The 24,129-nt window shown below is 71.2% G+C and carries 17 protein-coding genes; 12 read left to right on the forward strand and 5 right to left on the reverse strand.

Annotated elements, in window-relative coordinates; all coding sequences use genetic code 11:
* Positions 1 to 146: 146 nt before the first annotated feature.
* The 5 genes from V6U86_RS28210 (at position 147) to V6U86_RS28230 (ending at position 7,737) form a co-directional block, all read left to right on the forward strand.
* Complete coding sequence (locus V6U86_RS28210; protein ID WP_334508445.1) at positions 147 to 2,816, forward strand: carboxylate--amine ligase/circularly permuted type 2 ATP-grasp protein; 2,670 nt, start codon at positions 147 to 149, stop codon at positions 2,814 to 2,816.
* Positions 2,817 to 2,913: 97 nt separating this feature from the next.
* Positions 2,914 to 4,692, forward strand: coding sequence for an N-acetylglutaminylglutamine amidotransferase (locus V6U86_RS28215; RefSeq protein ID WP_334508447.1), 1,779 nt, complete (start codon positions 2,914 to 2,916; stop codon positions 4,690 to 4,692).
* A complete protein-coding gene (locus tag V6U86_RS28220) occupies positions 4,693 to 6,531 on the forward strand; it encodes a S9 family peptidase (RefSeq protein WP_334508449.1) in 1,839 nt (612 codons plus the stop codon).
* A 17-nt stretch (positions 6,532 to 6,548) separates the two neighbouring features.
* A complete protein-coding gene (locus V6U86_RS28225) occupies positions 6,549 to 7,115 on the forward strand; it encodes a hypothetical protein (RefSeq protein ID WP_334508451.1) in 567 nt (188 codons plus the stop codon).
* Positions 7,116 to 7,188: 73 nt separating this feature from the next.
* Positions 7,189 to 7,737 (forward strand): dihydrofolate reductase family protein, encoded by a 549-nt coding sequence (locus V6U86_RS28230; RefSeq protein ID WP_334508453.1) that lies wholly within the window; start codon positions 7,189 to 7,191, stop codon positions 7,735 to 7,737.
* Between the two features lie 7 nt (positions 7,738 to 7,744).
* Here V6U86_RS28230 and V6U86_RS28235 read toward each other — a convergent pair whose 3' ends face one another.
* The gene (locus V6U86_RS28235) at positions 7,745 to 10,789 is read right to left on the reverse strand and encodes a BTAD domain-containing putative transcriptional regulator (RefSeq protein ID WP_334508455.1); all 3,045 of its coding nucleotides are present in this window, start codon (positions 10,787 to 10,789) and stop codon (positions 7,745 to 7,747) included.
* Positions 10,790 to 10,855: 66 nt separating this feature from the next.
* On the reverse strand, positions 10,856 to 12,337 hold the full coding sequence (locus V6U86_RS28240; RefSeq protein WP_334508457.1) for a hypothetical protein: 1,482 nt from the start codon (positions 12,335 to 12,337) through the stop codon (positions 10,856 to 10,858).
* Positions 12,338 to 12,573: 236 nt separating this feature from the next.
* Here V6U86_RS28240 and V6U86_RS28245 point away from each other — a divergent pair, with 236 nt between their 5' ends.
* The 5 genes from V6U86_RS28245 (at position 12,574) to V6U86_RS28265 (ending at position 19,781) form a co-directional block, all read left to right on the forward strand.
* On the forward strand, positions 12,574 to 14,448 hold the full coding sequence (locus V6U86_RS28245; protein ID WP_334508458.1) for an adenylyl cyclase: 1,875 nt from the start codon (positions 12,574 to 12,576) through the stop codon (positions 14,446 to 14,448).
* Positions 14,449 to 14,641: 193 nt separating this feature from the next.
* A complete protein-coding gene (locus V6U86_RS28250; protein WP_334508459.1) occupies positions 14,642 to 14,788 on the forward strand; it encodes a hypothetical protein in 147 nt (48 codons plus the stop codon).
* Entirely contained in the window at positions 14,788 to 16,005 is a 1,218-nt protein-coding gene (locus tag V6U86_RS28255) for a YeiH family protein (RefSeq protein WP_334508462.1), read from the forward strand. The genes V6U86_RS28250 and V6U86_RS28255 overlap by 1 nt, the downstream gene beginning before the upstream one ends.
* A gap of 193 nt (positions 16,006 to 16,198) precedes the next feature.
* Entirely contained in the window at positions 16,199 to 17,239 is a 1,041-nt protein-coding gene (locus V6U86_RS28260) for a GDP-mannose 4,6-dehydratase (RefSeq protein WP_334508464.1), read from the forward strand.
* Positions 17,240 to 17,393: 154 nt separating this feature from the next.
* Complete coding sequence (locus V6U86_RS28265) at positions 17,394 to 19,781, forward strand: galactose-binding domain-containing protein (RefSeq protein ID WP_334508466.1); 2,388 nt, start codon at positions 17,394 to 17,396, stop codon at positions 19,779 to 19,781.
* A 157-nt stretch (positions 19,782 to 19,938) separates the two neighbouring features.
* Here V6U86_RS28265 and V6U86_RS28270 read toward each other — a convergent pair whose 3' ends face one another.
* The 3 genes from V6U86_RS28270 to V6U86_RS28280 are packed head-to-tail and all read right to left on the reverse strand — an operon-like array spanning position 19,939 to position 22,405.
* Positions 19,939 to 20,460 carry a GNAT family N-acetyltransferase gene (locus V6U86_RS28270; protein ID WP_334508468.1) on the reverse strand — a complete coding sequence of 174 codons (522 nt, stop codon included), beginning with the start codon at positions 20,458 to 20,460 and terminating at the stop codon, positions 19,939 to 19,941.
* A gap of 60 nt (positions 20,461 to 20,520) precedes the next feature.
* Positions 20,521 to 21,006, reverse strand: coding sequence for an NUDIX hydrolase (locus V6U86_RS28275; RefSeq protein WP_334508470.1), 486 nt, complete (start codon positions 21,004 to 21,006; stop codon positions 20,521 to 20,523).
* Between the two features lie 40 nt (positions 21,007 to 21,046).
* Positions 21,047 to 22,405: a hypothetical protein gene (locus tag V6U86_RS28280; protein ID WP_334508472.1), complete on the reverse strand. Its 1,359-nt coding sequence runs from the start codon at positions 22,403 to 22,405 to the stop codon at positions 21,047 to 21,049.
* 224 nt (positions 22,406 to 22,629) lie between these two features.
* On the opposite strand from V6U86_RS28280, the gene V6U86_RS28285 reads away from it, so the two are divergent.
* Positions 22,630 to 22,791, forward strand: coding sequence for a hypothetical protein (locus V6U86_RS28285; protein ID WP_334508474.1), 162 nt, complete (start codon positions 22,630 to 22,632; stop codon positions 22,789 to 22,791).
* Positions 22,778 to 24,025, forward strand: a complete 1,248-nt coding sequence (locus V6U86_RS28290) for a helix-turn-helix domain-containing protein (RefSeq protein ID WP_334508476.1) — start codon at positions 22,778 to 22,780, stop codon at positions 24,023 to 24,025. The genes V6U86_RS28285 and V6U86_RS28290 overlap by 14 nt, the downstream gene beginning before the upstream one ends.
* The last annotated feature ends 104 nt before the right edge of the window (positions 24,026 to 24,129 follow it).

Raw genomic sequence — 24,129 nt, forward strand, 5'->3', positions numbered from 1 at the left:
CCCCGCTCACCAACCCGGTCGACGGGGCCGCTGACCAGCCCGGACAGAACGGGCCCGTCACCTTAACGCGCCGGAAACACCCCCGGTACCAACCCTGGGAACGCTCGTCGGACAGCCAGACCACCGACACGCGAACCGGGGTGACCATGGCCGACAACACCACGAACGCGCCGACGTACGACGGGCCGGTGGGCAGGTCCGGCAACGGCCGGACGCTGCCCACCCCCCGCACCAACCCGGCAGTGTCGCTCGACGACGGCGACCCGGCGGACCTGGCCACGATCGGGGTGGAAGAGGAGTTCCACGTCGTCGACCTGCACACCCGGGAGTTGGTGCCCCGCGCCGGGGAGCTGCTCGACCGGCTGCCGGCGGCCTCGTTCACCGCGGAGCTGCACCGCAGCGTGGTGGAGACCAACACCGCGGTCTGCCGCACCCTGGACGAGATCCGCGCCGAGCTGACCCGGCTGCGCCAGGCTGCCGTCCAGGTCGCCGACCGGGCCGGGCTGGGCATCGTGGCGGCCGGGACGGTGCCGCTGCGCGCCGACGGCGACCCCAGCGTCACCCCCACCTCCCGTTACCGACGAATGCTCGACGAGTACCAGCTGCTCGCCCGGGAGCAGCTGATCTGCGGGGCACAGGTGCACGTCGGCGTCTCCGACCGGGACCTGGCGGTGGCGGTCACCCGCCGGGTCCAGCCGTGGCTGCCGGTGCTGCTCGCCCTCTCCACCAGCTCGCCGTACTGGATGGGCCAGGACAGCGGCTACGCCAGTGTCCGGTCGCTGGTGTGGCAGCGCTGGCCCACCGCCGGCGACCCGGGCGAGGTGACCAGCGCCGCGGACCACGAGGCGCTCGTCGCCGAACTGATCGCCTCCGAGACCATCACCGACCCCGCCATGATCTACTTCGATGTCCGGCCGTCGGCGCACGTGCCCACAGTGGAGCTGCGGATCACCGACGCCAACGCCGACGTGGAGACCATCGTCCTGCTCACCGGCCTGTTCCGGGCGCTCGTCCGGCGGGAGGTCGCCGCCCTGCGCGCCGGCGTGGAGCGCACCGCCGTGCGACCACCGGTCCTGCGCGCCGCCGTGTGGCGGGCGGCCCGCTCCGGGCTGGAAGGCGACCTGCTCGACCTGCCCCGATCGGCCCGACCGGTGCCGGCCGCCCAGGCGGTCCGCCGCCTGGTGACCGACCTGCGCCCGCAGCTGGCGGCGACCGGGGACTGGGAGCAGGTCAGCGAGCTGACCCGGTACGCGCTGGAACGCGGCAGCTCCGCCGCCCGGCAGCGGCGGGCGTACGAGCGACGGGGCCGCTTGGCCGACGTGGTCGACCTGCTGCTCGACGAGACCCGGGGCCGGGTCCGCGGGCCGCTGCCGGGTGCGCCGACACCGCCGGCGCTGCCCACGTACGCCGACGCCGGCGACGAGGTCTTCGGACCGGCCGGGCCGGACCCGGCGTACGCGCCGATCCTGACCGCCCTGCGCCAGCTCGGCGCCGTCGCCCTGCGTCAACGCGAACACGACCGGGACGAGGAACAGCGGGCCCGGGGGGTGACGTTCAGCGTGGCCGGCGAGGCGAGCACCCGGCTCTTCCCGGTGGACCTGGTGCCCCGGGTGGTGCCCGCCGCCGACTGGCGGAGCCTGCGTACCGGCCTGGTGCAACGCGCCCGAGCCCTCGACGCGTTCCTGCGCGACGTCTACGCCGACCGGGCCGTGGTGGCCGACGGCGTGGTGCCGGCGTGGGTGGTGGAGTCCTCACCCGGGCTGCGCCCGACCGGGGCGCTGATGGGCCGGCGGGGCACCCGCGCCCAGGTGTCCGGCACCGACCTCGTCCGCGACCCGGACGGCGGCTGGTACGTGCTGGAGGACAACCTGCGCGTGCCCTCCGGTATCGGCTACGCGGTGCAGAACCGTCGGCTCACCCGGGCGGTGCTGCCGGAGCTGCCGTTTCCGGAGGACCTGCTCCCCGCCGACGAGACACCGGCGATGCTGTACCGGGCGCTGGTCGCCGCCGCGCCCGCCGCAGCCGACGACCCCGCCGTTGTCGTGCTCAGCAGCGGCCCGGGTGATCCGGCGTGGTTCGAGCACCGGTTGCTCGCCGACGAGATGGGTGTGCCGCTGACCGAGACCAGTGACCTGCTGGTGGAGGAGGGTCGGGTCCGGCTGGTCCGCGGGGGCTGCCGCAGTGAGGTCGACGTGATCTACCTGCGGATGGACGAGGAGGCGCTGCTGCACGCGCCGGGCGCGGACGGGGTGCCGTTGGGGTGGCCGCTGCTCGCCGCGGTGCACGCCGGGCGGCTCACGCTGGCCAACGCGCTGGGCAACGGTGTCGGTGACGACAAGGCGCTGTACGCGTACGTGCCCCGGCTGATCGAGTACTACCTGGGCGAGAAGCCGCTGCTGGGGGACGTGCCCACGTACCTGTGTGGACTGCCCGAGCAGCGGGCCGAGGTGCTCGGCCGGCTCGACGAGCTGGTGCTGAAGCCGGTCGACGGGTACGGCGGAGACCGGGTGGTGATCGGTCCTCGGGCCGAGGCCGAGGAGTTGGACGCCGTCCGGGAGCAGATCCTCGCGGCACCGCACCGGTGGATCGCCCAGGAGATGATCGCGCTGACCACCCACCCGGTCTTCGACGGTACGGCGCTGGCTCCCCGCCACGTCGACCTGCGGGCGTTCGTGTTCCTCGGTGACACCGCCGAGGTCGCTCCGGTGGCGCTGACCCGGGTCGCGCCGGCCGGCAGCATGATCGTCAACTCGTCGCGGGGTGGTGGGTCGAAGGACACCTGGCTGCTCGGTGGAGCCGACGAACCGTCGGCGTAACCCACGCTTGACCGACCCGTCATCGGGGCGCAACCCGGCCCGCCAAGCCTGGACCGGTCAGCGGACCACCGGATCCAGCCGATGAGAGGTGCGTGCCATGTGCGGTATCGGAGGTGAACTCCGCCTCGACGGGGCACCGCCGGACCTGGCCGCCGTCGAGCGAATGCTCCCCGGCCTGACCTCCCGGGGCCCCGACGGCGAAGGGCGGTGGCAGCAGGGGCCGGTGGCGCTGGTGCACCGCCGACTGCGCATCATCGACCTGTCCGACACGGGCGCCCAGCCGATGGTCGACCCCGAACTGGGTCTGGCCCTGGTCTTCAACGGCTGCATCTACAACTACCGCGAGTTGCGCGACGAGCTGACCGCCGCCGGCTACTCCTTCCGGTCCACCTCGGACACCGAGGTGATCCTCAAGGCCTACCACCGGTGGGGAACGGCCTGCGTCGAGCGGTTCTACGGGATGTTCGCGTTCGCCCTGGTCGAGCTGGCCACGCACACGGTGGTGCTGGCCCGGGACCGGCTCGGCATCAAGCCGCTCTACCTGGCCGAGGGGCCGGACCGGGTGCGCTTCGCCTCGACCCTGCCGGCGTTGCTCGCCGCCGGTGACGTGAACACCGACCTCGACCCGGTGGCGCTGCACCACTACATGAGCTTCCATTCGGTGGTGCCGCCGCCGCGCACGATCCTCGCCGGGGTCCGCAAGCTGCCGCCGGCCACCGTGCGGGTGATCACCGCGGACGGTCGGAGCAGTGACACCACCTACTGGCGGCCGGAGTTCAACCGGGCCGCCGCCCCTGCCATGTCCGCCGACGAGTGGCAGGAACGGCTCATGGCGGCGTTGCGCACCGCCGTACGTCGGCGGATGGTCGCCGACGTGCCGGTCGGCGTGCTGCTCTCCGGCGGTCTCGACTCCAGCCTGATCGTCGCCCTGCTGGCCGAGCAGGGCCAGACCGGCCTGGCCACCTTCAGCATCGGCTTCGAGGCGGCGGCGGGGGAGAGCGGCGACGAGTTCCACTACTCCGACCTGGTGGCCCGCCACTTCGACACCGACCACCAGCAGATCCGCATCCGCGCGCAGCGGTTCGTCCCGGCCGTGCACCAGGCCATCGCGGCGATGAGCGAGCCGATGGTCAGCCACGACTGCGTCGCGTTCCACCTGCTCTCCGAGGAGGTCTCGCAGCGGATCACGGTGGTGCAGTCCGGGCAGGGCGCCGACGAGATCCTGGCCGGCTACGACTGGTACCCACCGATGGCCAACGTGGCCCGCGCGGACGCCGTCGAGGCGTACGCCCGGGTGTTCTTCGATCGTCGCCACGACGCGCTCGGCGGGCAGTTGGCACCCGAGTGGATGCTCGACCACGACGCCAGCCTGGAGTTCGTCGCCGCGCACTTCGGCGCACCCGGCGCGGACACCGCGTTGGACGCGGCGCTGCGCCTGGACAGCCTGGTGATGCTGGTCGACGACCCGGTCAAGCGGGTCGACAACATGACGATGGCCTGGGGGTTGGAGGCCCGGGTGCCGTTCCTCGACCACGAGGTGGTCGAGCTGGCCGCCGCCTGCCCACCCGCCCTGAAGCTGGCGCAGGGCGGTAAGGGTGTGCTGAAGGTGGCGAGCCGGGGCATCGTCCCGGACGAGGTGATCGACAGGCCGAAGGGTTACTTCCCGGTGCCCGCCATCCGGCACCTCTCCGGCCCGCTGCTCGACGACGTGCGGGACGCGCTGACCGCCCGACCGGCACGCGAGCGGGGCCTGTTCCGCAAGGACTACCTGGAGGAGTTGCTGGACGCGCCGAACGCCCGGCGGACCACGCTGGGTTCCAACGCGCTCTGGCAGCTCGGGCTGCTGGAGCTCTGGTTGCAGCGGATCGGGGTTTAGATGAGTGTACGGACCGAGTCGCCGCGAACCATCCGGCGAGCCCGCCCCGCGAGCCACCGGCCGGTGGCGCCGCCGGCGGGTGCGGACTTCGCTCCCGCGCCGTCCCCCGACGGTCGCCGGGTGGCGTTCCTCTCCGACCGGGCGGGCACGCCCGGCGTCTGGGTCTGCGACGTGGACGCGGGCCCGCCCGTCGCGCTGCCCGTCGGCGACGAGCCGGTGCTCGCGTTGAGCTGGTCCCCGGACGGGCAGTGGCTGGCCTGCGTCGTCGCCCCCGGCGGCGCGCCCCGCACCGAGCTGTGGGTGCTGCGCCCGGACGGTACGCGACGCCACCAGGTCGCCGGATTCGGCCGTCGCAGCGCCGCGTTGGCCGGCTGGTTGCCCGACGGCGCGCTGATGGCGGTCACCGAGACCGACGAGCACGGGCAGGCGCTCCTGGTCGACGCCGGCACCGGGCGCCGGCGGGTGCTCGCCCAGGGTGAGCTGCTCACCCTGCTGGACGTGACCCCGGACGCCGGGCTGGCGCTGCTGCGCCGCGGCCCGCGCAACGCCCGCTGGCTGGAGCTGCTCGACGTGGCCACCGGCGTTCGACGGCGGCTGCTCCCGGACACCGGGCGGGGCAGCACCGACCAGGGATGGTTCGGCCCGGACGGCACGAGCGTGCTGGCCCGTACCGACGCGTTCTCGGAGCTGGCCGCGCTGGTGCGGGTCGACCTGACCCGACCGGAGCAGCCGCCGACCCGGCTCGCCGGGCGACCGGACGCCGAGCTGGAACACGTCACGTTCAGCGCGGACGGGCGCCGCGGCGCGCTGCTGTGGAACACCTACGGCGGGCGCAGCGAGCTGAGCCTGCTCGACTTCGCCAGCGGTGTGCAACGGGCCGTCACCGCCCCCGGCGAGGTGCTCGGCGAAGCCGTCTTCGCCGCCGACGGCGGTCTGCTCTGCCTCACCGCGCAGGGGCCGGTGCAGCCCCGGGAGGTGTGGCTGGTCGACCCGCAGACCGGGACCCCGCGCCCGCTGCGCTCGGACACCGCCGCGCGTGCGGACGAGGCCGGTGTCGCGCCGCAACTGGTCGACCTGCGGGCCAGCGACGGGCTGGCGCTCTCCGGCTGGCTCTACCGCCCGTCCGGGCCGGGCCCCTGGCCCACCGCGATCAGCCTGCACGGTGGCCCGGAGGCGCAGGAGCGTCCCGGCTACAACCCGCTGTTCCAGGCCCTCGTGGCGCAGGGCGTCGCGGTCTTCGCGCCCAACGTCCGTGGGTCGTCCGGGTTCGGCCGGTCGTTCGTCACCGCCGACAACCTCGCCGGCCGGTACAGCGCGATCGCCGACGTGGCGGCCTGCGCCGATTTCCTCGTCGCCGCTGGTGTCGCCCGGCCCGGTCAGCTCGGCTGCCTGGGCCGCTCCTACGGCGGCTACCTGGTCCTGGCGGTGCTGGTGAACTTCCCCGGGCTGTTCGCCGCCGGGGTCGCCGAATGCGGCATCTCCGACTTCCGGACCTTCTTCGCCGGCACCGAGTCGTGGATCGCCGCCGCCGCCGTCAGCAAGTACGGCGACCCGCGGCGGGACGCGGACCTGCTGCGTGACCTCTCCCCACTGACCCACATCGACCGGCTGGACGTGCCGGTGCTGCTGATCCACGGCGCCAACGACACCAACGTGCCGGCTGGCGAGTCGGCGCAGGTCGCCGACGCCCTCGCTGCCCGGGGCGTGCCGCACGAGCATCTGCTGCTCGCCGGGGAGGGGCACGACTTCCTGGGGCGGGCCAACGCCGAGACGGCCCGGACGGCCACCACCGCCTGGCTGACCCGGCACCTCGCAGCCCCCGCGACCGTGGTCGGCTGAGGCGTTATCCTGCGCCGGTGGAGGTCGCGGCGCAGGGCGAGCGGTTGGCCGCGGACCTGGGCCGCTGGCTGGCCGAGCTGACCTTCGTCGACCTGGACACCGACGAGGTCACCGCGCGGGTGATCGACGCGGTGGGGCGGTGGGCCGAGACCCAGGGCTGGCGGGTCTACCGGCGCGCGCCCAGCGTGTTGCCGTTGCCGCCGCCGCTGCAACAGCGGCACTCGGTGCTCGACGTGGCGTGCGCACGCCCGGACGGCCCGCCCGTCGTGGTGGAGGTCGACCACACCGACCGGGCCCGCACGGTGCAGAAGCTGCAAGCGGAGGCGGACGCCGGCCGGATCCCGATCTGGGTGCGGTGGGGCGTCGGGCGGTTCACCACCCCGCCACCGCCGGTGTGGATGGTGACCGTCGAGGTGACCCGCCGGGCCGGTCCGGCCGGGCGCGGGCGCCTGCACAGCCGCGTCGGTGACCGCCCCGCCCCGGCCCACTCGACCGGAGGCGGCACGGTGACCCCGCAGGCGCTGCCGATCCCGCTGACCGACCCGCTTACCGACCCGCTTTCGGACCCCCGAAAGGGCACCTGAAGCGAATCGTAAGCGGGGGCCGGCAGAGTTCTGGGTGTCACCGGAGAGCACGACCGACACCCAGGAGATCCCGATGCGCAAGCTCGTCAACTCGACCTACATCACCCTCGACGGCGTCGTCGACAACCCGATGTGGACCGCGCCGTACTTCGACGAGGAGGCCGCCAGCCTGGCCGGGTCGCAGACCGAGGAGGCCGACGCGATGCTGATGGGCCGGGCCACCTACGACGGCATGTCCGCCGCCTGGCCGAACATGGACGAGAGTGACCCGACCACGGGTGCCGCGTACTTCAACAACGTCAAGAAGTACGTCGCCTCGACCACCCTGACCAACCCCACCTGGAACAACACGGAGGTGCTCCAGGGCGACCTGGTCGAGGCGGTCACCGCGCTCAAGGCCCAGGAGGGTAGGAACATCATCCAGTACGGCTTCGGCTCGGTCACCGCCCAGCTGATCCGGGCCGGCCTGGTGGACGAGGTCCGGTTCTGGATCCACCCCGTGCTGGAGGGCGCCACCAGCCTGACGGTGCCGCTGACCGACTTCAAGGCGTCGTTCGACCTGGTCGGCACCCGGGTGCACAAGAGCGGCGTGATCGTCGCCTCGTACCAGCCGAAGCCCTGAGCACTCCTCAGAGCTGGGCCCGGGCCTCGCTCGGGCTCAGCTTCGCGCCCTCGGCGAGCAGCGCGTCGAAGCGGTCTGGCCCGAGCTCGGCGCGCAGGCGTTCGGTCACCCGGTCGGTGTCGTCGCGTTCGGCCGGCGCGGCCGGGGCGTGTGCGGCGAGCCGGGCGGCGGCCGCTGCGCCCAGCAACCGGGCGGCGACCTCGGGGGAGCGCACCGCCGCCGCCATCCCCTCCAGCGGGCCGACCGCGTCCCGCATCGTCGCCATCGCCGCGGCGGCCTCGTACGCCTCGACGTGCAGGGCCAACGCGGCGTCCGGGTCGCCACCCAACTCGACCGCGTAACCCAGCTCCACCAGGATCATCGGCAGGTAGAGCGCGGGCTGGCTCTCGCCCCGGCCCAGGTCGGCGAGGTGGCTGAGGTGGGTGACGGCCAGGTCGAGCTTGCCGTCGCGACGGGCGGCCAGCCCGAGGCTCATCTCCGCGAAGATCAGCGCACCGGGCGAGCCCTGCTCCACCGCCAGGCCGTACGCGCGTTCGGCCAGTTCCCGGCCCTGGGCGTAGTCGCGGGTCTGCACGGCCAGCCAGGCCAGCCAGGACAGCTCGGCGCAGACCTGCGGCCACAGCGCCAGCTCCTCGGCCCATCGCAGCCCTTCCCGGTGCAGCGCGACGGCGCGTTCGTGCTCACCGCGCATGTCGGCCAGCCCACCCACCCACTCGGTCGCCCGGAGCCGGCCCCACCGGTCGCCGATGTCGGCGAAGAGCGCGGCGCTGCGGGTCGCGGTGCGCTCCAGGGTGGCCTGGTCGCCGTTGGCGTGTGCGATGTGGGCCAGGGAGGTGAGCACCGCCGCCTCGGTCCACCCGTCGGCGGCGGCGGCGGTGGGCAGCAGTTCCGCCGCCAGGGCCAGGTCGCCGTGCTCGATCACGGCGTTGGCCGCGAACCATGCTGCGTGGCTGTTCGGGTCGACGGCCACCGCGGCGCGCACGTCGTGCGATGCGATCGCCTGGCCCTGCGACAGGGCGAAGCCCACCCGCCACGGGGCCGCGCGGGCCTCCTGCTCCGGGTCGCCGGGCACGGCCAAGGCTCGCCGGGCCTCGGTGAGCCGGCCGCGCAGGTGCCAGTACCAGCTCAGCGCGACGGCCAGGCGCAGCCCGCCTCCGTGCGCCAGCGCCGATCGCAGGTTCGCCATCTCGACGTCGAGCAGGGTCAGCCACCGCCGCTGGTCGGCCCCGCGCAGTTCTGGGTCGGCGCGTTCGGCCAGCTCGGTGTAGTAGGCGGCGTGGCGCGAGCGCACCTCGTCGGCGTCGGTCAGGCGCTCCAGGCAGAACGCGGCAACCGATTCGAGTAGTCGGTAGCGGGGGGCCGCGCCGGAGTCGTCGAGCACCACCAGCGAGCGGTCCACCAGCCGGGCCAGGGCGTCCAGATCGGTCTGGCAGATCTGTTCGGCAGCCTCCGGGGCGCAGCCGTCCGGGAACACCGCCAGTCGGGCGAGCACCACCCGGTCGGTTTCGTCCAGCAGGTCCCAGCTCCAGCCGATCACCGCGGTCAGCGTCCGCTGCCGGGGCGGCACATCGCGCTGCACGGTGGTGAGCAACTGGAAGCGGTCGTCGAGGCGTTCCACCACCCCGCGTACGCCCAGCGCCCGGACCCGGGTCGCGGCCAACTCCAACGCCAGTGGCAGGCCGTCGAGGCGGCGGCACAGGTGGGCCACTGCGGTCGCGCTCTGTCTGTCGAGGCGGAAACCGCGCTGCTGCGCTGCTGCGCGGGCGACGAACAACCGGGCCGCCGCCGAGCGCCGGACCGCGTCCAGGTCACCGTCGTCCGGCACCGGCAGCGGGGGTACCTCCCAGAGCAGCTCACCGGTCAGCCCGAGTGGCTCCCTGCTGGTGGCCAGCACACGTACCCCGGGCACGTCGCGCAGCAGCCGGGCGACCAGCTCGGCGACAGGTTCGACGACGTGTTCGCAGTTGTCCAGCACGAGCAGCAACTGCCGGTGCCGCAGGGCTGTGACCACCCGGTCGGTGGGGGAGAGGGTCGGGCCGGCGGCCTCATGGGCACCCAGCGCGCCGAGCACCTGTTCGGCGACGCGCGAGTCACCGGCCGGGAGCGGGGCCAGCTCGATCAGCTGGACGCCGTCCGGACAGGACGCCGCGCGGGCCGTCTCGATGGCCAGCCGGGTCTTGCCCACACCACCCGGCCCGACCAGTGTGACCAGCCGATGCCGGGGCAGCAGCGCGTGCAGTTCGGCCAACGCCTCGTCCCGCCCGATCAACTCGTCGAGCGGCGCCGGCAGGCTGCTCCGGACGACCGCCGCCTTCGGCGGGGCGCTCAGGGAGGCGTCCTGTTCGAGGATCCGGCGGTGCAGGGCGACCAGCTCCGGGCCGGGGTCGAGGCCCAGCTCGTCGGCGAGTCGGGCCCGCAGGTCGGCGTAGCTCTCCAACGCCTCGGACTGGCGGCCCGCCGCGTACAACGCGCGCAACTGCACCGCCCGCAGACCCTCGCGCAGTGGATGCTTGGCAACCAGCTCGGCCAGGTCCGCGACCACCAGGTCGTGCTCACCCCGGGCCAGCCGGGCCTGCGCCAGCCGCTCCCGTACGACGAGACGCCGCTCGGCGAGTCGGGCAGCCTCGGCCCGCACGAACTCGGCGTCGGCCACGTCGGCGTACGCCTCGCCCCGCCACAACGCGAGCGCCTCGGTCAGCCGCTCGACGTCGGCGCAGCGGGCCAGCTCGTCGAAGCGGCCGACGTCGACCGTGTCGACCCGCAACAGGTAGCCGGGTGGCCGGGATTCGACCAGCTCGCGGGCCCCGGGCTCGGCGTCGTTGAGCGCCTTGCGCAGCTGCGACACGCGCACCTGAAGGGCGCCGGCCGGGTTGGCGGGGGCGTCGTCACCCCACAGGTCGTCGATGAGACGGTCCGCCGAGACCACCTGGTTGCGGTTGGCCAACAGGTCGGCCAGCAACGCCCGTACCTTCGTGCCGGGCACCACCACCGGCTCGCCGGCGTCCGTGGTCACGGCGAGCGGCCCGAGCACCCCGAACTGCACGGCGGTCATCTTAGTGACCGCAGCAGCCCTTGAGCGTCGACGGCCTGCTCGGACGCTCGACTCACATTCCGGAACTCACCAGACGGGTACCCGACGAAACCGCCGTGGCGGCAGGACCGACCGGAGCTTGTCGGCGGCGTCGGCGAAATCGGTGATGGTGGTGGCGCAGCCGTGGCCGAGGTGGGCGAGCCAGAGTGCGCCGAACCGTTCGACAACGAGCGCCTGGGACAGGGGGACGGTGTGCACGTTGCCGTCACCATCCACTGTGGAGATCGCGTCGACGCCGATGACCAGCGATCCCTTGTTGCCCAACCTCTTCCGCAACGGTGGCCGGATAACCTCGCCCGCCGGCAGGAAACGGGTGCGGGGGCACGAATCGTCGGTGGCGCCAGGAAGATTCGGCCTGGACCCGTAGGGCACGACGATCATGGCCGAGGAGAGCCAGCCGGACATGACGTCCCGCGCCGCTGCCGCAGAGAAGCCTTCCAGTTCGGCGAGCGAATCCGAGTAGTCCTGCTCGGCGGTGCCGAACAGCTCCTGGTGGACCGCGGTGTCGAGCGCTCGGACCGACGACATCCAGGCCACGCTCTCGAACGCGGGCACCAGAGCTGTCGGTACGGGGGCGCGCCCAGTCGGCACCAGACCAGCTATGTCCGCCGGCTCAAGCCCCGCTTCGACGAGTTTCCGCAGCTCGGTCCAGAGCAGCTCGGCGGCGACACTGGCATCGAAGTTCTTGGCCTTCCGCCCGTCCTCCGGGATGACCCGTATCCCGAGTTCGTGCCGGGTAGCGTCGACGACCTCGAACATGAACTCAGCGTGTTCGGCGATCCCGGCCTGATCCAGTGCGTCGACGACCAGCGACCGTAGCGCCCGCATCAGCAGAACCGCCGTGGCGCTGGGTTCGACGCCGACGACCAGTGCGACGCCGTGCACCTCGTCCGCGTACCAGACCGGCCCGGACCGGCGGTCGGCGAGCGGGGTGTCGCGGGTGACTCGCGGACCTGCGGGCAAGCGGAGTCGCATCGCCTGCGGCACGTCGGCGGTCACGGCGAGGACAGCGTTACCGCTGGTGAAGTACCTCTGCACGTGACGCTGGATCTCGTCGGCCGTGAGGAGCCGGTAATCCACCGCGGGCCAGCGCGACAGGCCGTGGCCGCGCGGCCCGTAACGTCGGGCCAGCAGCGATCCCCACGGGTCGAGCACGCCGGTGTCGATGTTCAAGAGGTACCGGTGGTGGGGGTCGAGATTCGCGACGGCGTCGGACAGATCCGTCGGCGGAAGACCGCTGACTGCGGAGCAGATATCCGTGAGACGCGCCGCGACCTGGTCCGCTGCGCCGGCTGCGATGAACGACGTCTCGATCATCCAGACGTCGTCGGTGGACTCGTCCGTGACGTGCAGTTCGTTCCACTGCACGAGGTGCTGCACCAGGTGCGTCAGACCAATGGAGTCGATCTCGTCGTCGCGGGAACCGCAACCGAACGTCAGCGACGCGGCGAGCGGGCCAGGTGAATCGCGTTGGATGACCAGCACTCCGTCTATCTCGTTGCGCTGCATGAGCGCAGCGTAGGGAGATCGGTCAAGCTGAATGATCGCTCAGTTCCGTGCCGTCGTACGACCAGCAGGCCCGCCGACATTCGGAGTGCGGCGCTCGTGGCGCACGGCCGGATTAACGGGTAGAAACATGTCAACCCCTTCCGGCCGGCCCCACCTCCGGCGGCAAGGGTCAGAGAGCGCTCTCACCGCCCCAGCTGTGCCGGGACGACGTCCGGCCAGCGGAGAGGACGAACCACATGACAGTCCCGTCCCCAGCCGTACGCCGCAGACCCGGTCGTACCCTCCTGCTCGCCCTTCTCGTGACCGCCGCCGTCACCATGACCAGCACCGCCGCCAGCGCCGGTCGTCCGACGCACGGCGCACCCGACTTCGGCCCGAACGTGACGATCTTCGACCCGTCCATGCCGGTCGGCGAGATCCAGCAGACCCTCGACGCCGCGCACGCCCGGCAGGTCGACAACGAGATGGGCACCGAGCGGCACGCCTACCTGTTCAAGCCGGGCACGTACGGCACGGCCGCGCAGCCGTTGCAGGCCAAGGTCGGCTACTACACCGAGGTGTCCGGCCTGGGCGCCTCGCCCACCGACGTCGCCATCAACGGCAAACTCGAGGTCTACAACCGCTGCCTGGCCGACGGCGGCACCGGCAACTGCCTCGCGCTGGTCAACTTCTGGCGCACCCTGTCCAACCTCTCGCTCACCATCAACGCGACCGGTCAGGACGACTGCCGGTCGACGGCGAACTTCTGGGCGGTCTCCCAGGCGGTGTCGATGCGCCGGCTGAACATCGGCGGCGGCGGCCTGTCGCTGATGGACTACTGCACCGCCGGTCCGCAGTACGCCAGCGGCGGCTTCATCGCCGACTCGCGGCTGCCGGCCACCACCAACGGCTCGCAGCAACAGTGGCTGACCCGCAACAGCGAGGTCGCGAGCTGGTCCAACGCGGTGTGGAACCAGGTCTTCGCCGGCGTCGAGGGCGCACCGGACGACGCCACCTTCCCCGACCCGCCGTACACCACCCTGCAGACCACCCCGATCAGCCGGGAGAAGCCGTACCTCTTCGTCGACGGCAAGGGTCGCTACCAGGTGCGGGTGCCCGCCGCCCAGCGCGACAGCCGGGGCGTCTCCTGGGCCGACGGCCTGACGCCGGGGCGGACCATCGGGATCGGCGACTTCTTCATCGCCAAGCCCTCCGACCCGGTGCGGGTCATCAACAGTCAACTGGCGCGCGGCAAGCACCTGCTGCTCACCCCCGGCACGTACGACATCGCCCGCAGCATCGAGGTCCGGCGTCCGGACACCGTGGTGCTCGGCATCGGGCACGCCACGCTCACCGCCGTGAACGGCGCGATACCGCTGGACGTGGCCGGTGTGTCCGGGGTGATCGTCGCCGGTGTCACGATCGACGCCGGCACCGTCGAGTCGCCGGTCCTGCTGCGGGTCGGACGCCAGCACGGCCACAACGCGAGCAGCCGGCACAACCCGACCACGCTCTCCGACGTGTACTTCCGGGTCGGCGGCCCACACATCGGGCGGACGCACACCGCCCTGGAGGTCAACAGCGACAACGTGCTCATCGACCACACCTGGGTGTGGCGCGGCGATCACGGTGTCGAAGGCTTCACCGAGGGCGTCAACGGTGACACCGACCGCTGGCGCACCAACACCGGTCGCTACGGCGCGATCATCAACGGCGACCACGTGACCGCGACCGGTCTGTTCGTCGAGCACTTCCAGCGCTACAACACGGTCTGGAACGGCGAGCACGGCACGACGATCCTCTACCAGAACGAGCTGCCGTACGACCCGCCGACGCAGGCCGACTGGATGAACGGCCCGGTCGAGGGCTGGGCCGGGTACAAGGTCGGTGACCGGGTGCGGCACCACACCCTGTACGGCGGCGGGGTGTACGTCTTCAACCAGAACAACCCGTCGATCCACACGGAGAACGGCTTCGAGGTCCCGAACCGGCCGGGGGTGCGGCTGCACCACGTCATGACCGTCAACCTCAGCGCCGGCACGATCGACCACGTGGTCAACGGCGTCGGCGACGCGGCCGACATGACCAAGGTCGGCGCTCCGGTCTACCTGACCCGGTACCCGACCCCGTAGCGGGGATCGGGGTGGCGGCGGTGTCGGAGCCGGTTGTCGGCTCCGGCACCGCCGTAGGTGGTGCGACGCGGCGCGACGCGTGGAGAATCCGCGTCAACGGTCTTGAATTCCTATCGACCCGGTAGGAAAATAGGTGAATGCCGGATGGTCCGCTCCGCAGCGCCGGATCGGTTCACAACCATGGAGGTACGCCATGACCACCGATCCGTCACCCCCCAATCCGGAAACCGCAGGGGAGTCCCGGCTCGCGTTCAACGAGGACTGGGTCGCGACAATCCTCGGGCTGGCACTGCTGGCCCTGGTCCTGCTCGGTGCCATCCCCGCCGGGCTGGTGCCCTGATGACCGCCGACGCGACCCGCACGGGCGACGAGCCCGGCACGACCGACGCCACCCGAGTCGACGACGCGCCCGCCGACGTGGCCGAGCCGAGCACCTCGCCGACCGTCGTCGGCCCCGCCGGCCCGACCAGTGTGGTGCGTGACGGGGCATTCTGGGCCTGGACGGCGCTCGGCCTGCTGATCGTGGTCGGTCTCGCCGCGCTGACCCGCTATCTGGAGCAGAACGTTCCGGCCTGGGCCGAGGGCAGCGCCGTCGAGGACATCGGAGCGGCGATCGAGTACCCGGTCTACGCGATCCTGCTCGGCCTGCTCGGCAACGTCGCCGTCACCCTGCTCGGGTGGCGGGACCGGATCGCCGCCGCGTTCCGCACCGAGTTCTTCATCAAGACCGGTCTGGTGCTGCTCGGGGCGTCGATCAACCTGGCTGTCATCGCCAGCGCCGCCGGCCCGGCGATCGCCCAGGCGATCCTGCTGATCAGCGGGGTCTTCCTGTTCACCTGGTGGTTGGCCGGCCGGTTCGGCCTCGACGACAAACTGCGGGCGCTGCTCGCGTCGGCGGTGTCGATCTGTGGGGTCAGCGCGGCGATCGCCGCCGCCGGCGCGGTGCGGGCGCGCCGCGAGCAGTTGGCCTACACGGCGAGTCTGGTCATCGTCTTCGCGCTGCCGTCGATCTTCATCCTGCCCTGGTTGGCCGATGTGTTCGGGCTCTCCGACGCGGTGGCCGGCGCCTGGATCGGTGGCAACATCGACACCACCGCCGCGGTCACCGCCGCCGGGGCGCTCGCCGGTGAGGAGGCGCTCCAGATCGCCAGCATCGTCAAGGTCACCCAGAACGCCCTGATGGGTGTGGTCGCGGTCGCGCTCACCGCGTACTTCACACTGCGGGTGGAACGACGGCCCGGCGCGGCCCGACCAGGCCTCGGTGAGCTGTGGGCGCGGTTCCCGAAGTTCGTCCTCGGCTTCATCGCGGCCTCGGTCATCGCCACCTGGTACCTCGACTCGACGGGTGCGGACGGCAAGGCCACCATCGCCATCGTGAACGATCTGCGCGTCTGGTTCCTGATCCTGGCCTTCGTCAGCATCGGTCTGGAGGTCCGGGTCGCGTCGCTGCGGGAGGCGGGTTGGCGACCGGTGGCGGTGTTCGCCAGCGCCACGGTGTTCAACCTCGCGTTGGCGCTCGGCCTGGCGTCAGTGCTGTTCCGTAACTTCTCGGCCTGAGGCGGGCGGTGAGCAAATTACTAGCGGCGCAAGCCGAATAGGGCCGAATGGATAAAGACGGAACTTACGGTGACAAAACACGCATATCCACATGAGGCATTGGGCTAAATGCCCGTTTGGGGGCTGTTGGGCGGGTTACCGTCGGCCGGTTACTGCTGAGGGTCGACCGTCCCGTCGTTCCAAGGAGTTCCCCATGGACCTGTCCGTTACCGCCGTCGGTGTCGACCCGCCGACGGACCTGTTGCCCCGGCGCGTTCTGGTGACCGGCGGCGCCGGCTTCATCGGCAGCCACGTGGTCGCCCGGCTGATGCTGATGGGCAGCCAGGTCCGGGTGCTCGACAACTTCTCCACCGGCCGGATCGACAACCTGGCCGACGCCGCGTGTGGCGGGTTGACCGAGGCGGACGTGGTCACCGGTGACATCCGTACGCGGGAGGGTGTCGAGGTCATCCACCAGTGGCAGCCGGACGTGGTGGTGCACCTCGCCGCGCAGCCGAGCGTTCCCACCGCCCGTCACGCGCCCCTGTACGACGCCGACGTGAACGTGTTCGGCACCGTCAACGTGCTGGACGCGTGCGCCCGCAGCGGCGTACGGCTGCTGATCAATGCGGCCAGCAGCGACATCTTCGGCAGTGTCGCCGCCCACGAGTTGCCGGTCCGCGAGGACCATCCGATCGCACCGGTGAGCCCGTACGGCGTCAGCAAGGCCGTCGGCGTGCACTACCTCGACTGGTACGCACGTCAGCACGGCCTGTCGTACACCTCGATGGTGTTGGGCAATGTCTACGGGCCCCGGCACGAGGGCGGCGACTGCGGCGTGGTGTCCCTGATGGTCGATGCGCTGCTCGGAGGCCGGCAGGTGGTGATCCACGGCGACGGTACGCAGACCCGGGACTTCGTCTACGTCAGTGATGTCGCCGAGGCGATCGCGGTCGCCTGTCACCACAACGGAGTGGGGACGGTCAACATCGCCTCGGGTCGGCAGACGAGCGTCAACGAGGTGTACGACACGGTCCGGGAGGCGTCCGGCGTCGGCAGCCTGGCCCTTTACGAGCCGCTGTCCTGGCCGGGCGAGGTGTGCAACATGGCGCTGGACACCCGCAAGGCGCGCGAGTCGCTCGGGTGGTACCCCAAGGTCGGCTTCACCGACGGCGTACGGCTGACGGTGCGCGACGCGCGCCGCCGCCAGGCGGGCAGTCAGATCCTGTCCCCGGCGTGGGCGCTCAGCCACTGACCCCCCAGCCACTGACCCCCCAGCCACTGACCCCCCAGCGCGTAATTCCCGTCGCCTGATCGGAAATTCCATAGATCAGTCTAACTCTTGCGGGTCGGCATCCACTGCTGCCACGATGGCCGTCAATGCCTTCCGTCCCGAAGGAGTGGTCGTCATGGCGGTGTCCCGCCGCAGGTTCGTCACATCGGTGCTGGCCGGGTCCGCCCTCGCCACCGCCTCCACCACCGAACTGCTCACCACACTGGCCAGCCCCGCGCACGCCGCCAGCCCTCCCGGAGACGTGGTCGGCAAGGTGACGGTCGGCTACCAGGGTTGGTTCAGCGCCCCCGGCGACGGCGCGCCGATCGGCGGGTGGTGGCACTGGAGCCGCGACCGCTTCCAGCCGCCGTCGCCCGCCAACACCACGATCGTGTCCTGGCCGGACATGCGCGAGTACACGCGCACCTATCCCACCGCGTACCCCAACCTGGGCAACGGCCAGCCGGCCACCCTCTTCTCCTCCTACGACCAGCAGACGGTGGACACCCATTTCCGCTGGATGCAGGAGTATGGCTGCGACACCGCCGCCCTGCAACGGTTCAACCCGATGGGCGACGAGGGCCCGACCCGCGACGCGATGGCACAGAAGGTGCGCTCCGCCGCCGAACGCTACAACCGCAAGTTCTACATCATGTACGACGTCACCGACTGGTTGAGCTTCCAGTCGGAGATCAAGACCGACTGGACGACGAAGATGGCGGCGCACACCGCGTCGTCGGCGTACGCCCGACAGAACGGCAAGCCGGTCGTCTGCATCTGGGGATTCGGGTTCAGCGAGCCCAGCCGACCCTTCACCCCCGGCCCCTGCCTGGAGGTCGTCAACTGGTTCAAGGCACAGGGCTGCTACGTCATCGGTGGCGTGCCCACCTGGTGGCGGCAGGGCATCGAGGACTCCCGCCCCGGCTTCCTCGACGTCTACCACGCGTTCAACGCGATCTCGCCGTGGATGGTCTACCGGGCCAGGACCGTGGAAGAGCTGGACTCCTACTACAACAACGTCAACGTCGGCGACATGGCCGACTGCGCGGCGCGCGGCATCGACTACCTGCCCTGCGTGATGCCCGGCGACCTCGCCGGTGGGCACCGCAAGCACGGCGACTTCTACTGGCGGCACCTCTACAACATGGTCCGACTCGGCTCCCAGGGCCTCTACGTGTCCATGTTCGACGAGTACAACGAGGGCAACCAGATCGCCAAGACGTCCGAGACGCAGGCCACCACCCCGGCGGGCGCGAACATTCGGGCCCTGGACGAGGACGGCGTGGCCTGCTCCTCCGACTACTACCTGCGGATCACCGCCGACGGCGGCCGGATGCTCAAGGGGCAACTCGCGCTCACCCCGGTCCGCCCCACCCAACCGATGGTCGGCACCCCGCCCCCGACCGGCGGCGACCTCGCGGCCGGCCGGTCCACCTCGGCCAGCAGCCAGAACGGCCCGTTCCCGGCGTCGAACGCGGTGGACTCCGACGCCGGCAGCTACTGGGAGAGCGGCGGCGGCGCATTCCCGCACTGGTGGCAGGTCGACCTCGGCGCCAGCCACCAGGTCAACAAGCTCGTGGTGCGGCTGCCCGCCGGCTGGGGCGCGCGTACCCAGACCATCACCGTGCAGGGCAGCGTCGACGGCAGCTCCTTCTCGACAATCGCCGCGGCCTCCGCGTACACCTTCGACCCGACCACCGGCAACACCGTGACGCGCACGCTGACGACCACCACGGCCCGCCACATCCGGCTGAGCATCGCCGGCAACACCGGCTGGCCGGCGGGCCAGCTCGCCAAGGTCGAGGTGTACGCCGGCAGCACCGTGCCGGACAACCCACCGACCGCCCCGAGCGGCCTCACCGTGACCGGCAGGACGTCGACGAGCGTGTCCCTGTCCTGGACGGCCTCCACCGACGACACCGGAGTGACCGGCTACCAGGTGCGTCAGGGTGGCACTGTCGTCGCCACCGTCACGGGCACCACGGCGACGGTGAGCGGGCTGAGCCCGTCCACCGCGTACACCTTCACGGTCGTCGCCCGCGACGCGGCCGGCAACACCTCCGGCGCGTCCAACGCGGTCACCGTCACCACGGACGCCCCGGCCAACGCGGACCTTGCCCGCGGCCGACCCACCAGCGAGAGCAGCCACGTCCAGAGCTACGGGTCGGGCAACGTGGTCGACGGCGACGCGAACAGCTACTGGGAGAGCGCCAACAACGCGTTCCCGCAGTGGGTGCAGGTCGACCTGGGTTCCTCGCGCACGGTCGGGCGGGTGGTGCTGAAGCTGCCGCCGTCGTCAGCCTGGGGGAGTCGGACGCAGACCCTCGCCGTGCAGGGCAGCACCGATGGGGGCAGCTTCAGCACGCTCGTCGGATCCGCGGGGCGGACGTTCGACCCGGCCAGCGGTAACCAGGTGACGCTGACCTTCACCGCCGCGCAGACGCGTTACGTGCGGGTCACCGTCACCGGCAACACCGGCTGGCCGGCCGGGCAACTGTCGACACTGGAGGTCTACGCCAGCTGAGTGGACGTGGGCGGCCGCCGGACGCCGACCGGCGGCCGTTCATCTCATCGAACGGGCGCAAGCCACATCTCGCCACGGGCCACGTCATTCTGGCCCGGTCAGCCCCGCTAGGTGTGAGCATCGAGATTGCCCGCCATCAGCTCGAAGCGAACCTCGCTCACGCGCTGGTGATCACACTGCGCATCGGCTCCCTCAGTAGTAGCCAGGTGTCTGGGGGGATGTGTGGTTTGCCGGGAACAGCACGCCGTTCCTCGCGGTAGCCCGTCGGGCAGACCTCGGCGGCGAGCCGACGCCAGAAGCGGGCGGCACCGGGGTTTTCCTCCTGGAATGGCACCTCCCAGTGGCCTCGGTGTTTGGCGAAAAGCTGCTGGGCGGCGAGACGTCCGACGCCCGAGCGGCGCACAGCCCGCACGACGAAGAATTCGGCGATGCGCAGCGGCTGGATGTTCACGTTGGAGACAAATGCGAAGCCCACGGGTCGGGTGTCCCGACAAATGACGTAGCCGGCGCTGTCGGGGTCCTGGAGGTAGGTCCGCAGCCGGCCAGGGGTGAACAGGCCGACGTCATCCGGCAGTGTGTCCCGGAACTCAGACAGGTCGTGCCGGTACAGCTGCCACAGCCGTTCCATGAGGAGTAGGTCACCGGGCAGGACCGCCCGAAGAGTGACAGGCTTCAGCATCCCGTCATCATGCCGGACCAAGAGAGCACAGGAGGCCGAGGCCCGATCGGGGGCACGTGACTAACTGGAGACGACCGAGCCGCCAGCAAGGTACAGCGGAGCGTGTAGGTCACGGGCGCTCATCGCCGCATGAACTCGTGTGGCGACGTTGTCGGGAAGATGCTGCTCGGCCTCTCGCGGCGAGAAGAAGGCGGCGTCCTCCAACTCCTCTCCCGACAGATCGAGACCATCGACGTTGGCGATGGACCCGCAGTCGAACGTGAAGCTGACAATCGCGCGTGGCCGCTGCCCGGCGGGCGGTGCCCAGTCCACTACGAGGAGGTCACCCACCACCACAGAGATCCCCAACTCCTCTCGTATCTCACGGGCGCAGGCGTCATGTGGGTATTCGCCCTCGTCGACATAGCCGCCGGGGAAGGCCCAGTGGTCGCGGTACGTGGGTTTGACGAGCAGCACGTTGCCGGTCGGGTCGGTGATGAAGGCCGCGGCGGCGGCGTAGAAGGAGGCCAGGTTGGCGTACCACGTGGCGGGCTCCGTCCAGGTCACCTCGGTGACGCTAGCGGACGGGTCCAGGTGGGCTCTCGCGCTACGCGGCCGTTGGCATGATCGCGAGGCTGTGCAGGACCTCGTTGACCTGGGGCGACGCCTGCTGAGGGTTGAGCGCCGCACTCAGTTCGCGGACGCGCTGTTGAACACGCGCCGAATGGATGCCCGAAGCCTGCTGTGCCAACTTCCGACCCCAGTTACAGGCGGCATCGGTGTCCCCAGCGCGGGCATGAGTCACGGCGACGAGAGCGGTGTGCAGGGCACGCGTCCGGGTGTTCTCGCTGGCGAGGGTGAGAGCGTCGGGAACGTGGCCAAGGGCCTGCGAATACAGCTGTAGGTCGCCCAGGCACCTCAATGCGGCTCCGGCGAGGTGGGCCGGGCTGAAGTAGCTGACCCAGCGGGGACCGGGGGCTGCGCCTGTGCGATCGAGGGCACGCTCGGCTTTGGCGAGCGCGAGTTGGCAGCCACGTCGCTCGCCTGACTGCCCGTAGGCCGTAGCGGCGGTGGCGTGCAGCCGAGCGAGCACGGCGGCCGGAGCACGCCCTGCCCCGTCGATGGCCGCTTCGGCGAGCCGGGCTGCGTCCCGGGAGTAGCCGAGGTGTACGGCCTGGGTTGCGAGGTTGGCCAGCAGGTGAGCGCCGTAGAGGCGGTCATCGGCGGCCTTGGCGAGCCGCAAGGCGACGGTCACGTGTTGTTGGGCAGTGGCATGGTCGCCCGCGTCGTACGACATGAAGGCGAGTTGTCCGCACAGTGTCGCGGCTGCGCGCATGAGATCGCGCCCAACGACATCGGTGTAGGTGCCGTGCAGCATGGGTGCGACCTGGCGTACGAGGAAGTCGGCCATGAGCGCCCGGGTGCGCGGAGAGCCGCTGCCGTGGCGACGATCGAGGTCGGTGAAGTGGTCTGCCAGCCCGTACAGCGACTGAACGTCGGTGGGGCTGACTTGCTGTCGGCCGCTCCTGCTGACCGTCTCGTCGGGCAAGTCATACCGCCAACCGAGTGCCGCCTGTAGCGCTTTGCCGCTGTCGAACGGCCCGCTGACCTGTGAGCTGAGGTGCTTGGCGAGCCTCGTCCAGATCTGCTCGGCGGTATCTATCGCGCCGTCGACGGACGCGGGATAGATGCAGGTTCCGATGTTGTCGGCCGCTCCGAAGCCCAACTCCATGACAGCGACGGGGCGACCGAGCTTGCGGGTTAGCGTCTCGGCCATGGCGGCTTGGACGTGCTCGCCTGGCCGGCGACCGCGTAACCACCAGTAGACGCTGGCTGCGTCGTAGCGCCAGGTGCCCTGGTCGCGGCCGGTGTGATTGAGCTGGCGAGCGAAGGCGGCGTGGGCGTTGCCGTAGCCGGCGGCAAGTAGCAGCCCCTCGAACGCCGCGTTCGTCACCGGTCGCGCCATGGTTCAGCCTCCAGGCATCAGTCAACTACCGATAGTGACGACCCTATGGGTTGTCGAGGTCCGATGGGGACCGGCGCAACCCTGCGCAACCCACGTCCTGAGCAGCGCAATCGCACGCATCGCTTGCCATCTGGTCCGTCAACCGGCAGCCCGCTTCGCTGTTTGCAGGAGTCCTGGGGTGCCGGCGGTGTCTAGCCGTCGCGTGCCCGCTGACGGAGGTGGGAATGCAAGGCAACGAGCCGACGAGCCGAGCCGAGCAGTGCGAGGCGGCTGAGCGGGAGGCTGCCAAGCAGCGCCTTCTGGCGCAGGCCGAGGCGGAGCGCGTACCCGTGGACGACACGACCCGCGCGGTCCCGGACCGGCGGTGGCGGCGTGACCAACGATGACATCCCGATTGGTCGCCGGGTGGCGAGCTGGCGGGTGCGGCGGTCGATGACGCAGCAGATGCTTGCCGACCGGTTGCGGAGGTCGAAGAGTTGGGTGGACAAGATCGAGCGGGGTGCCCGCGCCCTGGACCGGTATTCGGTGATTCAGGAGTTGGCCCACGTCCTGCGGGTCGACCCGGAGGTGTTGCTCGGCCAGCCGCAGGGCAGTCCGGCGGGTACGCCGGATGGGGTGGACGAGATTCGGGCCGCGCTCGCCCGCTACGACATCCCGCAGGCTCCAGCGCAGACGGACGCGTTGAGACGGCAGGTCGGGCACGCGTGGTTGACCTATCAGCATGCGCATTACGGGCAGTTGGTGCGGGTGTTGCCGGGTCTGCTCGACGCCGCCCAGGGCGTGCGATCGGCGGAGTTGCTGGTGCAGGCGTACCGGATCACGTCGTCGTTGTTGGTGAAGCTCGGCGAGGCTGACCTGGCCTGGCTGGCGGCCGACCGGGCGATGTCCGCCGTCGGCGACGACCCGTTGCTCGCGGCGACCGCGACCATCTTGGTGGGCGAGGCGCTCCGCGCGCAGGGCCGCGACCGCCTGGCCCTGGCCGCGCTGCTCCCCGCCGCCAACCGCGTCCTTCCACGGTCAACCCATTCCGGTGATCAAGAGGTTTGCGTCACCTTTGGAGATCAAACACGCCGCAAACCTCTTGATCACGAGAGCGAGAGCGAGGGGCAGGGCGAGCGGCGGTCGGCGGGGGAGTGGGCGGTGGGTGGGACGTTGCTGGTGCAGGCCGCGCTTGCCGCCGCCGGGTGCGGCGAGCACCGTCGCGCCGACGAGCTGACCGACCGCGCGGCGGGGATCGCGGCCAGCCTAAGGGGGTACGACGACATGCACCGCACCAGCTTCGGCGTAACCGCCGTGGAGTTGGCGCGGGTGTTGGTGGCGGCGCAACGGGGTGACGCCGTCGAGGCGGTGCGGCGACACGCAATCGTGGTGCGGCGGGAGGGGTGGCGGCGGTTGCCGGCTGAGTATCGGGGTGCGTACCTGGTTGATGTCGCGCGGGCGTACCTCCAGGTGGGTGACCTGCGCGGGGCTGCCCGAGCGCTGGTTGACGCGGACAGCATCGCGCCGGCTGAGGTTCGGTGTCGGTCGTTGGCGCGTACCGTCATCGCCGATGTCGCCCGCGCGCAGCCGGCGCCGGCCGGTGTGGCGCGACTGGCGACGCTGGTCGGCCTGACCCGCTGACGGACGAGCGCCGGCGCTCCAGCCAGAAACCCGCATCGGCGTGTAGGCAACACCATTCAGCCAGTTGTCGTCGGATTCGTCCGGTTGGCTCACCGGTTGATCGC

The sequence above is a fragment of the Micromonospora sp. CPCC 205558 genome (assembly GCF_036902955.1).
Taxonomy (GTDB): domain Bacteria; phylum Actinomycetota; class Actinomycetes; order Mycobacteriales; family Micromonosporaceae; genus Micromonospora.